This is a genomic window from Peribacillus frigoritolerans, from assembly GCF_004358755.1.
GTDB lineage: Bacteria > Bacillota > Bacilli > Bacillales > Bacillaceae > Bacillus_P.
The window spans coordinates 806,904-821,336 of sequence record NZ_SMZY01000003.1 but is presented as its reverse complement, the minus strand read 5'-3'; the positions used below and the strand labels follow the sequence as shown (position 1 = coordinate 821,336).

The following is a 14,433-nucleotide window of genomic DNA, read 5'->3' as shown; positions in this document are numbered from 1 at the left end:
TACTTCTTTTTACTTTGTATTACACCTAACCCCTTCTCTTAACTAACTCGCAGCTTTTCCCCGCCAACTAAAGAAGACCGGTATCCCTTCTATTCTTGTGACACATGACGTCGCCGATGCAAAAGCCATTGCCGACCGCATCTTTTACATGAACGAGGGCATACTTGCAGATCATGCCCGCGAACTGGCGGGAGTTAATGGATAATAAAGCGGGAGATACCTTGAACCACTCAATAAATCCAAAAATAGACATCTATTTTTGGATTTTTGTTATTCTATCACACAGCCGTCCCAGCTTCAGACAATACTCTCTTTCCCCCGGCAAGCTCAGGATGCACCTTCCTTACCACACTCGGCCTTGCCAGGGTGACAACCACACCGATCAGAATTGCTGCAGAGGCAATCAGGATGTACTGCCCCGGTACGGCGTCGTACAGGAATCCGAATAGGATCATTCCGAGCGGCATGAGGGCCATGGCCATCGTTTCGATAAGGGAGAAGACGCGGCCTTTGTAGTCGTCTTCGATCATTTTTTGAATCATGACCTGAATCGGAGTGTTGATGATCATAATCATGGCGCCGAAGCTGAACATGAGAATCATGTAAAAGGTGAAGATGGCCCAGTAGGACAGATCAATCATCAATGGCAGCGCAGTGGCTCCGAGGATGATGCCGATGGCGAGTATGCCGCGTTTTGAGACGAGAAACGGGTACTTAACTTCTTTTCGGACTGAGAAGTAGATAGATAGGACGAGCATGCCGGCGGCGAAGGCTCCCTGGGTAAATCCAAAATGCCGGGACGCAAGGTTCAACTTTTCAATCAGGACGTAGGAGTAGCCTACCTCAAAGGCACCGAACAGGAAATTGACGATTAGGCAGAGCCAGATCAGGGTCATCAGCACCTGCTTCGTTTTCAAATAGCTTACGCCCGCTTTCATGCTCTGCCACATGGATTCTTTGGCCTTTCCTTCTGTTTTTCGCTTTGCATAAAGGGTGAAATTCATGGTGGATTCAAGAAGTACGGCTACGATGGAAGCGGCGATGTAAATGATCAGAAAGGTCTCCATTGAGACGGCTCCATACAACAATCCTCCGGCTGCAGGACTTCCAATGGAGGCGAAGGACATGGCCATCTGGTTCAGTGACATTGCCCGCTGGATGCGTGCTTCGTCGACTAAGCCGGTGATGGAGGACGAGAATGTGACGGAAGAAAAAGTGGATGCGATGGCAAGGATGCTGGTTGTGATGTAGATGGCGGTCAGTGAGAGCCCGTGTATCAGGCTTACGTAAAGAAGTCCGCTGATGGCAAGGGTAGTCGAGATCTGTGCGAGGATGACGATTTTTTTCCGTGAGTATTTGTCTGCGACATAGCCTGCAATGGGTGAAATCAGCGTCCGCGGCAGAATGTTGCAGAGCAGGTTTGCGGCAAAGCTTGTGGCCGATCCTGTGATCTGCAGAATGTGGAAGCTGATGGCAAAGGCATATACCTGTGCGCCGAACGTTGAGATGAGCTTGCTGATGGTGAAGGTGAACAAATGGTAGGTCGCCATTTTCAATTTTCTTATTTCATCCATTAAAAACCCTCCAAAAATAAAAAAAGTTTAATTTAATTAAACAAATTATACCGCACTCTGCTCTTCCATTTCAAGCAAAAGTTTAATAAAATTAAACTAATTAGAAAAATTGGGGTGTTAACCATGATTGGGGAACGAATACGAAAGCTGCGGAAGCAGAAAAAGCTGACACTTGCAGAGCTTGCGGGATCCGAACTTACGAAAGGGATGCTCAGCCTGATTGAGAACAATAAAGCGAATCCGTCCATGGAAAGCCTGGCCTATATCGCGAAGCGCCTTGAGGTGGATGTGTCTCAGCTTGTGAATGAGGTGAATGTGGTTGAGCTGAGAGAAGTGCTGAATGAGGCAGAGAAAGGATACAGCATGAACATGGAAGATCCAGCCGATAAGTATGAAAAACTCATTCAGCTTATTGAGCCTCATATCCATAAACTCAATCAGGGATATGAAGCGGCAAGGCTGCTTGACCTTTACGGGCGCAGTTTGTACCGTGAGAAGAAAGACTGGAAGAATTCAATTGATAAAGCGGCGGCCCTGTATGAGCAGATGAACCTTACTCAAAAGCGGGCAAGCATCGGGCTGTTCCGGAGTATTGTTCATTTTATCCGTCACCATTATGAAAAAGCGCTGGAGGTTCTGCTTCTGGAGCGGAAAATGATCGAAGGAAGGTTTGCCTATATCGACCCGATTACGCGGCTTGATCTCGATTATCATGAAGCGGTTTTTTACTTTGCAGTCGGCAGCACAGAGTCTGCAAAGCGCGTGATGAATGATGCGATCGCCTTTTCAAAAGAGAATAAAACGTATTACCTGATCGATGATCTGTACCGGCTGGCGGCTGCTTCCGCCCAAATGTCTGAGGACGCAGAGCTGTATAACTACTACATCCTGAAATTGAAGCAGTATGCTGAATTCTCAGAGGATGAAGGCTCCTGGCTGAGCTATCACATTTTTACCATCGAATCCCTCATTTCGGTCAAGCGCGATTACCATTCCGCCCTGGAGATCATCGATTCGTACTTGGCGGATGCTGAGTCCACCCTGAAGTTCAAGGAATGGTTCTATCTTGAAAAAGGGAAAGCTCTGCACGGACTTGGGGAATATGAAGAAGCGATCCGCTATTTGGATCAGGCGGGAGTTCCGCCTTACCATCACCACCCGTTTGATTTGTCCCAGTTTTATTTGAGCAATACGTACAAAGCTCTTTGCTATGAAAAGCTTGGGGATTCAGAAAAAGCTTTGGCGGCAGCGGGGACAGCGGTGAAACAGTTTAAGGCGATGCCGGATTCGCCTTATAAGGAATTTAGTAAGAAGACGTATGATGAGCTGGGCGGAATGGGTGGGTAAACCTGCTAATAGGAAGATAACCTATATTCATTGACAAACCCACCCCCACCCCCTACAATTAATCATTATTCAGAAATACTCAAATTTAATATAAAGCAAGCTATGATGGCTGTGGATCACACTACAGCCGGAGCAGCTTCTGGAGAGACCGCCGCGGCGGCGCCGAAGGGTTCACAATCTCAGGCAAAAGGACAGAAGAGTATGGAATTGGGGTTTGGGGTACTCGTTTTTACGGGGCGGCAAATGCTATTTTGGTATTCTTCAAAAAGAGATTGGGATTCTTCCAGTCTCTTTTTTTATTGGATTTTTTACATCTTAGAAGGAGGAGTTCAGAATGGCACAGCAGGAATTAAAGAGGGATTTGGCGAACCGCCATGTGCAGCTGATTGCGATTGGCGGTACGATTGGGACGGGGTTATTTTTGGGTTCGGGCAAGGCGATTCAGCTTGCGGGACCGTCGATTATCTTCGCTTATTTGATTGTCGGGGTTGCATTGTTTTTTATGATGAGGGCGCTTGGGGAGCTGCTGCTGTCAAAGGCGGGCTATGAGTCGTTTACGGATATTGCGGAAGATTATCTTGGGCCGTGGGCGGCGTTTGTGACAGGCTGGACGTATTGGTTCTGCTGGATCATGACGGCGATGGCCGATGTGATTGCGGTTGGTGTATACGTGCAGTATTGGTATAACATTCCGCAGTGGGTTCCGGCGCTTGTGTGCCTGCTTCTTTTGCTCGGGCTCAATCTGCTGACGGTGAAGCTCTTTGGGGAATTGGAGTTCTGGTTTGCGCTGATTAAAGTGGTGACGATTCTCGCGCTGATTGTGGCCGGGATAATTTTGCTTGTGATGGGATTCCAGACAGAGGCAGGAACCGTTAAGGTTAGCAATTTGTGGGAGCACGGCGGCCTGCTTCCAAACGGAATGAGCGGATTTTTGCTTTCGTTCCAGATGGTTGTGTTTGCGTTTGTCGGGGTGGAACTGGTCGGTGTGTCGGCGGCGGAAACGTCCAATCCGAGAAAGAACATTCCGTCTGCCATCAACAAAATTCCGCTCCGGATCTTGTTTTTCTACGTCGGCGCTCTGATTGTCCTGCTCAGCATCAATCCGTGGACCGAATTGAATGCTTCAGAGAGTCCTTTCGTGAAAACGTTCAGCCTGATCGGCATTCCGCTTGCGGCGGGAATCATTAATTTTGTTGTTTTGACGTCTGCCGCGTCTGCGTGCAACAGCGGGCTGTTTTCGACAAGCCGGATTCTGTTTACGCTAAGCAAACGTGACCAGGCGCCGTCCTCCTTCAGGAAGCTGACGAAGCAGCATGTGCCCGGCAATGCGCTGTGGCTGTCAGCTGCAGTCGTATCAGCGGGTGCACTTCTCAGCAAGCTGATTCCCGAGCAGGCCTTCGGCATCGTGACAACAATCAGTGCCATCTGCTTTATCTGGGTATGGAGCGTGATTTTGATCTGCCATATTAAATACCGGAAAACACGTGAGGACCTGCATGCCACATCAGCATTCAAAGCTCCGTTTGCACCGTTCATCAACTACGCGGTGCTGGCGCTGTTCGGGCTGATTCTGATCGTGATGCTCGTTGCGGATGCTACCCGTCCGGCGATGATGCTGACACCTGTATGGTTTATTTTGCTGTATGTTTTGTTTCAATTTAAAAGAAAATCCATTAATAGAGCATAACGAAAGGGGCGCAAGTGCTAATTTGAATTTAAGCGCACTTTCTAGGATGTAGAAGGAATGTGTAGTGTTCTAATCGGAGTTTAATCGCACATCCCGGCTGCAGCAGGAGAATATAAGTGTTCTAATCCGCGTTTAATCGCACATCCTGACTGGAGCGGGAGACCGGAAGTGATCTAATCCGTGAACTGAGGCTCAGACTCCAATGTAAATTCTTCCTTTATTAAAAGGCAATTAGAATGAATCAAAAAAGAAGCACCAAAGAACATCTCACCGTTCTTGGTACTTCTTTTTTTGATTTTATTTAGACAAATCTATCAAGACGTCCGCAGCTTCTGTCTACTGGTGGTGTCTTTTTGTTTTTGGTCTAAGCGATGGCTTAGGAAAGTCAGGAGACTTGCGGAGATGGCAACCAGTCCGCCGACCCATGTCACATTCATCAAATCCCCTTGATGATAAACGATTCCGCCTAATGCGGAGCCAAAAGCGATACCGACATTGCTTGCGACTGGCATCAATGAAGCGGCGAGTCCTGTTGCTTTTGGCTGATAAATACCGGCAAGGTCTATCAAATAAAGCTGGGTGGATGTTGTTAAAAGAATGGCCATTAATGACATCAGGCCAATGTTAACCAATCCGAAAATCAAATTGTTTGTTGTCCAATATAAACTGATCAAGACAATGGCTTGCACGATAAAAACAAACCTGAGTCGTCCGATTGCATTGTGGCTGGCAATTTTACCGGCAAGTATGTTGCTGAAAATCGAAATAAATCCGTAGCCGAACAAGATCAGACTGATTGAACCGCTTGGCGCTTCCATCTGTTTCAGGATTGGAACGAGATAGGTAAAAACGGCATACGTTGCTCCAAATCCAAGAGACGGGATGAAAAAAGCCATTAAGATTCGCGGGTGTGTCAACAGAGAGAATTGATCGCGCATCGAACTTCGGGCTTGCCTTTGCAAATCAGGCAAGACGAAGAAAGATGCTGAAAATGCAACTACCCCAAGAAGAGTGGTTAACAAAAAGGTTGCATTCCAGTCGTACCAATCAGCGATGACAGTGCCTATTGGAACTCCGACCACGTTTGCTAGAGTAAAACCGCCAAAAACAAATGAGATGGCAAGGCCGCGTTTTGCGATCGGCATGGTTTCACTGGCAACAATCATGGCAAGTGAGATTAAAACCCCTGTTACAATCGCAGTCATCATTCGAAGTCCAAGGAGCAGGATATAGCTTGAGGATATGACGCACAAAGCATTCAGAATGATGAAGGCTCCTATCAAAAACAACATCCATTTGCGCTTTGGAAAATGGCTTGTTGCTGACATGACGAGTGGTGTGGCAACGGCAAACGTAATCGCAAATGCAGAAACAAGTGTGCCTGCTTTTGAATTTGTTATATGAAGACTCGAGGAAATATCGGTCAAGATTCCGACGATAACAAATTCGCTTGTCCCGAGTACAAATGTTAATAAAGCAAGTGTTAATATGAGCAGCCAATGCCGCTTAGTCAATTCTATGGTGTCCATAATTACCTCTTTTCTTAGATGTACATAAATGTGTTGCATGGCAAATAAACAATTTAACTATCATACCATAATTCATTTTTACGCTTAATAAGGTAAGTGCCATTTATTATTTCCATCTATGGAAAATAGTAATTAGAGCATTCTTAAACGCTCGTTTAAATAAGAAGTAACAAGACTAACAAATCGAATGCAAAAAATTAGAGGATGAGCAGGGCTTTTAATAAGCTTCAGCTCATCCTCTGTTTTTACCATTCTTTTGGCTCGTAGTTTAATTCACTGAATAGTTGAGTGCGTTCTTTTTTCGATAGATCTCTCCACTGGCCGGGCGGAAGGTTTCCTAAATGGATATTCATGATTCTGACTCTCTGCAGTCTTAAAACCTGGTATCCGAGTTCTTCGCACATACGGCGGATTTGGCGGTTCAGTCCTTGTTTTAGGATGATCTTAAAGTCATATTTGGAAAGCTGTTCTACTTCACAAGGAAGTGTTTTAGTCCCTAAGATTTTCACGCCGCTTGCCATTTTCTCCAGAAATTCAGGAGTGATCGGCTTGTCTACCGAAACGTTGTATTCTTTTTCATGTGCATTTTCGACACGCAGAATTTCGTTTACAATATCTCCGTCGTTTGTGAGGAGGATTAACCCATCTGAGTCTTTATCGAGACGTCCAATATTGTAAATTCGCAAGGGGTGATTAACCAAATCAATAATATTTCCCTTTACGTTTTTTTCTGTTGTGCTGGTAATGCCTACAGGTTTATTGAGCGCGATGTAAACATTATTTCTAGACACTTGGATAGCGCTCCCGCTCACCCGGACATCGTCCCCTGGCTCAACCCGGTCTCCTATTTTCGCTTTTCTTCCATTGATCGTGACTCTTCCTTCTTCAATTAATTTATCGGCGCCTCGTCTGGACGCTTTTCCGGATTCACTAATAAATTTATTAATACGCATACTAATCACAGCCTTAAGTGAGAATTGTATAGTTAAGAATACCTCAACTATCACCATGTTCTCAAGTACCGACTTGAATAACTGCAAATGCTGTTCTTTGATATTGTTTGTTTTCAATTAATGACTTATGATTGTGTTCAGATTCACTAATAATGAAATTTTCCTATAAGGCAGCTCTATATAAATCAGAATATTTCTGAAAGAACTGTATGTAAGAATGGATTTTGAGAAAAAATAAGGCTCCTTTCGTATAAATTGTTGCTGTAAGACTAAATGTTAAAAACTTATGTGGATTGCAGCGGAAGGAACTTGACTCCTGCGGGAAATAGAGCAAATTGGGAGACCCCACAGGCAAAAAGCCGAGGAGGCTCCCATGCTCCCCGCAGAAAGTAAGTTCCTGCAGCGGAAAGGAACGGACAACATTCAAAATCGAAAACAACCATCTATGCGAATACAGCCTGAAATAAAAAGGAGTGAATAGTGTATGAAATATTTCAAATCACAGATGAAACAGCTGATTAAAGAAAACCCGGAATTGCAAGACAAGCTGAATGGACTGATGAAAGACCTCAGCCTTGAGAAAAACTTTGCACTCAAAGCTCTTTACCATGCAGAGGTTGCAGAAGGCGGAAAATATCAGCTTGATTATCAGGCGCTGGACTTGCCTAAAAGGTAAGTCTTTTTTGTACAGAGATGATAGTCTAGTTAGTATTTTACATAAATCGGTTCACTGATAACCGCAAAACAAGGCCTTAACCCATGCTAGAAGCGGAGTTGCGGCCTTGTTTTTTTGCAGCTGGGACCTATTCGAGGAACTTCTTCCTTTTTTAAAAGCATAAAATAGTTTATAATTATCAGATAATAGTAAAATTTAATCTATAATTAATAGACTATGATATGGTTATAAGTGAAGGTATGTTCTAAGGTGGTGCCTGGCTTTTTGTGATGCGTACGCAGGCGCCTGCTCGTTTTTTGCAAATACAGGGGATAAGGATGGGTATTATGAGCAGCATACAAAACAAAACAGATGTGATCTTGATTGGTGCCGGAGTCATGAGTGCGACTTTGGGATCGTTACTGAAAGAGCTGGCACCGGAATGGGATATCAAGGTGTTTGAGAAGCTCGCAAGCGCAGGGGAAGAAAGCTCTAATGAATGGAATAATGCGGGTACGGGCCATGCTGCACTGTGTGAGCTTAACTATACTTCTGAGAAATCAGACGGATCGGTAGATATTAGCAAAGCTGTAAAGGTGAATGAACAGTTTCAGCTTTCAAGACAGTTTTGGTCGTATCTTGTCAGCAGAAATCTGATACGCAATCCGCAGGACTTTATCATGCCAATTCCTCATATGAGTTTTGTCGAAGGGGAAAAAAATGTAGCGTTCTTGAAAAAGAGATTGGAAGCGTTGTCAGGAAATCCTCTGTTTCAAGGAATGGAATTTTCCGATGACCCTAAAAAACTGAAGGAATGGATTCCGCTTATGATGGGTGGCCGTCCATCTGAAGAGCCGATAGCGGCAACAAAAATCGACTCTGGAACGGATGTTAACTTTGGTGCTCTAACTCGCATGATGTTTGATCACTTAAAGAGAAAAAATGTTAAAATGCACTACAACCATAGTGTTGAGGATATGAAACGGACCAGTGACGGTTCGTGGGAATTGAAAGTGCGGAATATCGACAGCGGGACCGTCGAGCATCACACTGCCAAATTCGTCTTTATCGGCGGCGGGGGCGGAAGTCTGCCACTGCTGCAAAAAACCGGTATTCCTGAGTCAAAACATATTGGAGGATTCCCGGTAAGCGGACTATTTTTAGTATGCAAAAATCCGGAGGTAGTCGCGCAGCATCATGCAAAAGTATACGGGAAAGCGAAGGTTGGGGCTCCTCCAATGTCTGTTCCGCATCTTGATACACGGTATATCGACAACAAAAAATCCTTGCTGTTTGGACCGTTCGCCGGCTTCTCGCCGAAGTTTTTAAAAACAGGTTCAAATTTAGATTTGATTGGTTCTGTAAAACCGAATAATGTCGTCACGATGCTTGCGGCAGGCGTAAAAGAGATGGCGTTGACCAAATACCTGATCCAGCAGGTGATGTTATCGAATGAAAAGCGCATGGATGAACTGCGGGAGTTTATTCCTACTGCCAAAAGCGAGGACTGGGATATCGTGGTAGCGGGTCAGCGTGTACAGGTAATCAAAGATACTGAGGCCGGTAAAGGAACGCTGCAATTCGGCACGGAAGTTGTCAGTGCCGCTGATGGCTCAGTCGCTGCCTTGCTCGGCGCTTCTCCTGGTGCTTCTACTGCCGTTCACGTGATGCTTGAGGTATTTGCAAAATGCTTCCCTCAGCATATGACAGCGTGGGAACCGAAAATTAAAGAAATGATTCCTTCTTACGGCGTGTCACTAGTGGACAACCCGGCGCTTTTTGAAGAAATTCATACTTCAACAGCTCAGACGCTTGGTCTAAGTCAAAAAGAACTGGTTTATAGTTAAGGAAATACAAGTGACACCTTTTCACATAAAGCTGCTGAGATCTCTCAGCAGCTTTTTAACATTGTTTTTGTAATATACTTATTCGGCCAATCATTCAGGAGTCCACAGATATCCGCTTCATGGAAGCCGCTGCGCTGGATCTTGTTTGTGGCTGCTCCTTTCAGGATTTGCACGAGCAGATGAAGAGGCATGTTTTCTTCCTGGCCAATCGGAAGAGAAGGATATGAATATGATATCCAATTTGCTGAAGCTGCATGAGTGAACACCTCATCTATTGAATAGGTTTAATAGAAATTGGTTTACAGGGGACTCCAATTTGGATGTTCATTATATAATAAGATAAAAAGGAGGGAGCCAAAGTGGAGAGCAGCCGTCAGGTCATTTGCGAAAAAAGAACCTATTCCAGAGAATTTCACTCGCATCAGCACGATTTTGGGCAGTTTCTCTTCCCATTGCAGGGCTCATTGGAGATTCATACAGACCTGCAGAAGCTCAACCTTAGTGAAGATACATTCTTTTACATACCGCCAGACTTCACTCATCTCTATCGTTCCACGGACAGGAATGAATTTCTGATCTTGGACATTCCAACTCATTATTTGCAAGGCAAAACGGAGAGTATGTACCTAAAGCTTGATCAGCAATGGTCCTCCATCCGGTTTTTGCTGCTGGAAGAGGCCGGCAGCCATCAGGGAGGATTGAACGAACTCACAAGATATGTAGCTCAAAAACTGCAGAAGTCCCTTTCTCCTTCCATTACGTATCTTCATCAGCATTATAAGCGTCCGATCAAAAAGGAAACTCTGGCGGAGATCGAACATTATCATCCTGTCTATTATTCAGCCTGGTTTAAAGAGAAAACTGGAAAAAGTCCAAAGGCTTATATCTCTGAGCTGCGGATGAATGAAGCAAAGCGGCTGTTAATAGGGACTTCCTGGTCAATATCAAGCATCAGCGAAGAGGTAGGGTTCGAGAATGTTTCTTCCTTTACGAGATGGTTCACAAGCAGCGAGGGCATTTCTCCTAAAGCCTACAGAAAAATGAATATCGGATAAAAAGAACCTTAAACATGGTAAAGAAAAACGGTCTGTTCTTCTTTATGATGATGATATAGGTTCTTTTTTATTGGGGTGAAAACGATGAAGGAAAAAATGGCTCCGCTGTTGGTCCTGCTCGCAGGCGTATTATGGGGAACGACCGGTACGGCACAGACTTATGCTCCAGAAGCTGCCCATCCAATTGCTGTCGGGGCGGCGCGTCTTGCGGTCGGAGGTATCTCCTTATTGATTATTGTTCTAATGTTCGGTCAGTTAAATCTGCGTAATTGGCCAATCAAAGTGACATTCGCGGCAGCTTTATGTATGGCTGCCTATCAGCCGTTATTTTTCACAGCGGTTCAACTGACCGGAGTGGCAGTCGGTACTGTTATCGCTATTGGAAGCGCGCCACTTTTGTCAGGTGCCCTGGAGTGGCTGGTGCTGAAGAAAAATCCATCAAGAGGCTGGTGGTACTCAACCTTTCTATCAATCTTTGGATGTATCTTGCTCTTTACGAATAGTGACTCAATGAGTGCTGCCCCATCCGGGATTGTCATGGCTCTCGGGGCCGGTTTATCCTTTGCTGTTTATACGCTGGTCAGCAGGCGGCTTGTGCAGAATTATCCTTCTTTATCGGTTGTAGCGGTTGTTTTTACTCTCAGTGCGGTCTTTTTATCTCCGTTTCTCTTTCTATATGACATGAGTTGGATTGCGGAGCCTGAGGGGCTGGCGGTAAGTCTCCATTTGGGCATTATGGCGACGGGCATTGCCTACCTTCTTTTTGCTAAAGCCCTTTACTGCGTTCCGTCCTCAACAGCGGTCACGCTCGCATTGGCAGAACCTTTAACCGCTGCTTTGCTGGGTGTGCTGCTTGTTGGGGAGCAGCTTGATTTTGTTTCTTGGGCGGGCGTTTCTTGTTTATTGGCGGGAATTGGGTTTTTGGTGTTTTTAAGAGCTAAGGAATAAGAGAAAGTATCTGTCAGTTGATGATTGACCACCTCAAAACGAATAAGAGAACCTCCAGCCAATCAGCTGGAGGTTCTCTTATAATGCCTCTTTAATCACTTTTTTAGAATACAGCACAGACAGCACTCCAAAGATCGAGTAAAGCACCGTATATAAAACCATAACAATAATCATCGGAGTCCAAACTTCAGCTCCAAATAAAAACCATCCAGACTGCACGGCGAAATAACTGTGCAGCAATCCAATTACTAGCGGAATTCCAAAGTTGAAGAGCTGTTTGGCCTGTATGCCTTTCAGCAAGTCTCCCTGTGTAAAGCCGAGTTTTCGCAAGATGGTGTAATTCGGTTTTTCTTCTTCACTCTCGCCCATTTGTTTAAAGTATAGGATGCATCCTGATGTGACAAGGAAGGACAGCCCAAGGAAGCCGACGATGAACATGGCCATTCCCATGTTGCGCTTCTGGCTGTTCAGCACTTCAAGCTGGGAATCGTTTGGGGCGTTTTCACCAAGTTTTAAAGAGGTGAAAATGGTGTTGGCTTCTTTTACTTCTTCCTGGTCCGATATTTCAACAGCAGTATAAGTAGACGCCGGCAGCTGAACATTAGGATTCATATCCTTCTTCAGCTGCTTAAAGACCGAATCATCGACAATGGCTGTCGGCATTCCCCCGGATGTGAAATACCAGGACACTGGAGAATCTTTTTCCATACCCAAGTAAGTTTGCGGGATTGTTGTTGTTTTTCCAAGAAGAGTAACGGTTCCGCGATCATCAAGCGGCATGAATTTTTGCAGCAGGTCGCTGTACCCTGTGAAAATCGTTTCATCCTTAGAAAGTTCTTTTCCTGCCGCTTTTTCACTGATGACAGGGAGTGTCATCTTGCTCGGATCATAATTCAGTCCTTCAAGTTTGGCGCTGAAAATGTCGCTGATATCCACTTCTGCCATTACGATATCAATAGATTCCGCCTCGTATGCTATCTGAGCAGAATCCAAAGCTTTTTTAAACTGTGCAGCATCTTTGCTTTCAGTAAAGGAAAAGTCAGCAGGCACTTGATTCTGAGCGGTTTTTTCAGCTGAGTAATAAGAGATGTAGCTCAACGACAGCAATCCGATCGCGAGTGCTGAGACCGTCGTAATGATTGTCAGCAGCAGGGCATTTGATTTCATCCGGAACATGATGGATGAAAGAGACAAAACCTCGCCAACTTTCAAATAGCCGTCTTTTTTCTTTCTGATGAGATGGAAAATAAAGCTCACGGACCCTTTGTAAAAAAGATAGGTTCCAAGGATAACAGAACCAAGAATAAATAGCATGGCGCCATATAGGGCCATCATGGATTTAAAGTCTCCGCCAAAAAGTTTAGAGGAAACATAGTACCCGGCCGCAATCATAATGATGCCCAGGATGCCAATGGCCATTTCGAAAAAGGACATCTTTTTGACTTTCTCTTCTGCTGATGAGAGCACTCTGAACAGCGAGAGGATGCTCTGTCTTTTAATAAACAGATAGTTCATCAGCATGATGAGGAGGTATATGACGATGAAGACAATCAGTGTCTGCATGAAGGCCTGGGCGGAAAAGTGGAGTTTAGCTACGTCATCCACGCCAGTAATTTTGAATAAGATCATCATCACTAATTTTGATGCCGCAAAACCTGCGAAAATACCAAGTACAAGAGATCCAAAGTACAGCAGGAAGTTTTCTGCCGTTAAAAGGCGGAAAATCTTATTCTTTGTCATGCCGATCAGCTGAAACAGTCCAATCTCTTTGCTGCGGCGTTTAATGAAAATGTTATTGGCGTAGAGCAAAAAAATTGTGACAATGGCAATCAGCAGGACAGATGCAGCCCGGATGGCCGCCCCTCCTTTGATGGAACCTTTTACCGCGTCCATAGAAGGGTCATACTGCAGCGTGACAAAAGCAAAATAAAGCGCCACGCTGAAAATGAGAGCGAAGATATAGAGATAGTAGTTCTTAATATTCTTTTTCAGATTTTTGATAATCAGCTGATTAACGTTCATCCTGAACACCGCCCAGAACGCCTTGCGTTTTCATGATGTCTTTGAAGAATGCCTGCCTTGTTTGGCCGCCTTTATTTAACTGAGTATAGATCTGTCCGTCTTTTATAAAGATGACTCTGCTGCAGTAGCTTGCAGCAGCAGGGTCATGCGTGACCATGACAATGGTTGCTTTTCGTTTTTCATTAAGCTCGGTCAATTTATTCAGCAGGTCAGCAGCGGATTTAGAGTCGAGTGCGCCTGTTGGTTCATCGGCAAAAATAATGCTGGGTTCATGTATAAAGGCCCGTGCTGCAGAAGTACGCTGTTTTTGGCCGCCGGAAATTTCGTTCGGATACTTGTCTTTCAGCTCGCAGATGCCGAGTTCATTTGCCAATGCCTGAAATTTTCGGTCCGCTTCTTTCTTGGGAACCTTAGAAATGGAAAGCGGCAGCAGAATATTTTCCTTCACTGTCAGTGTGTCCAGAAGGTTATAATCCTGAAAAATAAATCCGAGATGATGCTTTCTGAATTCAGCGAGCTCCTTTTCCTTCATGCCCGTCATTTCTTTCTTTTCAATTTGAATGCTCCCGCCGCTTACTTTATCAATCGAAGACAGGACGTTCAGCAGTGTTGTTTTGCCTGAGCCGGAAGCACCCATGATGCTTACAAATTCGCCTTCTTGTATCGAAAGGTCAATCCCTTTAAGGACTTCCTGTTTATTAAACTTATTTCCGTAGCTTTTATGGAGCTTTGATGCTTCTAATATCGCCATACTTGCTTCCTCCTCTTCATTCATTACCTTTATTATAAAAAGGAGAAAGGTCCTTTTCCTTTTAT

Annotated in this window: 11 protein-coding genes and 1 riboswitch; of the genes, 6 read left to right on the top strand and 5 right to left on the bottom strand. The window is 44.8% G+C overall.

Annotation, left to right across the window (positions count from 1 at the left end):
• Positions 1-278 precede the first annotated feature (278 nt).
• Positions 279-1,574: an MFS transporter gene (locus E2R53_RS17450; protein WP_133312988.1), complete on the bottom strand. Its 1,296-nt coding sequence runs from the start codon at positions 1,572-1,574 to the stop codon at positions 279-281.
• A 123-nt stretch (positions 1,575-1,697) separates the two neighbouring features.
• On the opposite strand from E2R53_RS17450, the gene E2R53_RS17445 reads away from it, so the two are divergent.
• Together E2R53_RS17445 and E2R53_RS17440 are read left to right on the top strand one after the other, a co-directional pair.
• Positions 1,698-2,921, top strand: coding sequence for a helix-turn-helix domain-containing protein (locus E2R53_RS17445; RefSeq protein WP_133312987.1), 1,224 nt, complete (start codon positions 1,698-1,700; stop codon positions 2,919-2,921).
• A gap of 129 nt (positions 2,922-3,050) precedes the next feature.
• A riboswitch (glycine riboswitch) is annotated at positions 3,051-3,126 on the top strand.
• Positions 3,127-3,255: 129 nt separating this feature from the next.
• Positions 3,256-4,608, top strand: a complete 1,353-nt coding sequence (locus E2R53_RS17440) for an amino acid permease (RefSeq protein WP_133312985.1) — start codon at positions 3,256-3,258, stop codon at positions 4,606-4,608.
• Positions 4,609-4,922: 314 nt separating this feature from the next.
• Here the strand turns inward: E2R53_RS17440 and E2R53_RS17435 are convergent, their stop codons facing one another.
• Both E2R53_RS17435 and rluF read right to left on the bottom strand, forming a co-directional pair.
• Positions 4,923-6,137 carry an MFS transporter gene (locus E2R53_RS17435; protein WP_133312983.1) on the bottom strand — a complete coding sequence of 405 codons (1,215 nt, stop codon included), beginning with the start codon at positions 6,135-6,137 and terminating at the stop codon, positions 4,923-4,925.
• Between the two features lie 245 nt (positions 6,138-6,382).
• Positions 6,383-7,090, bottom strand: coding sequence for a 23S rRNA pseudouridine(2604) synthase RluF (gene rluF, locus E2R53_RS17430; RefSeq protein ID WP_070878879.1), 708 nt, complete (start codon positions 7,088-7,090; stop codon positions 6,383-6,385).
• Between the two features lie 484 nt (positions 7,091-7,574).
• Here rluF and E2R53_RS17425 point away from each other — a divergent pair, with 484 nt between their 5' ends.
• The 4 genes from E2R53_RS17425 (at position 7,575) to E2R53_RS17405 (ending at position 11,595) form a co-directional block, all read left to right on the top strand.
• Positions 7,575-7,766 (top strand): hypothetical protein, encoded by a 192-nt coding sequence (locus tag E2R53_RS17425; protein WP_133312982.1) that lies wholly within the window; start codon positions 7,575-7,577, stop codon positions 7,764-7,766.
• A 326-nt stretch (positions 7,767-8,092) separates the two neighbouring features.
• Entirely contained in the window at positions 8,093-9,592 is a 1,500-nt protein-coding gene (locus E2R53_RS17420; RefSeq protein ID WP_133312980.1) for a malate:quinone oxidoreductase, read from the top strand.
• Between the two features lie 359 nt (positions 9,593-9,951).
• Positions 9,952-10,647, top strand: a complete 696-nt coding sequence (locus tag E2R53_RS17410) for an AraC family transcriptional regulator (RefSeq protein ID WP_133312977.1) — start codon at positions 9,952-9,954, stop codon at positions 10,645-10,647.
• Between the two features lie 84 nt (positions 10,648-10,731).
• Positions 10,732-11,595: an EamA family transporter gene (locus E2R53_RS17405; protein WP_133312976.1), complete on the top strand. Its 864-nt coding sequence runs from the start codon at positions 10,732-10,734 to the stop codon at positions 11,593-11,595.
• A 78-nt stretch (positions 11,596-11,673) separates the two neighbouring features.
• Here the strand turns inward: E2R53_RS17405 and E2R53_RS17400 are convergent, their stop codons facing one another.
• On the bottom strand, positions 11,674-13,617 hold the full coding sequence (locus tag E2R53_RS17400) for an ABC transporter permease (protein ID WP_133312974.1): 1,944 nt from the start codon (positions 13,615-13,617) through the stop codon (positions 11,674-11,676).
• Positions 13,607-14,368, bottom strand: a complete 762-nt coding sequence (locus E2R53_RS17395; RefSeq protein ID WP_133312972.1) for an ABC transporter ATP-binding protein — start codon at positions 14,366-14,368, stop codon at positions 13,607-13,609. Before E2R53_RS17395 ends, E2R53_RS17400 begins: the two co-directional genes overlap by 11 nt.
• Between the last annotated feature and the right edge of the window lie 65 nt (positions 14,369-14,433).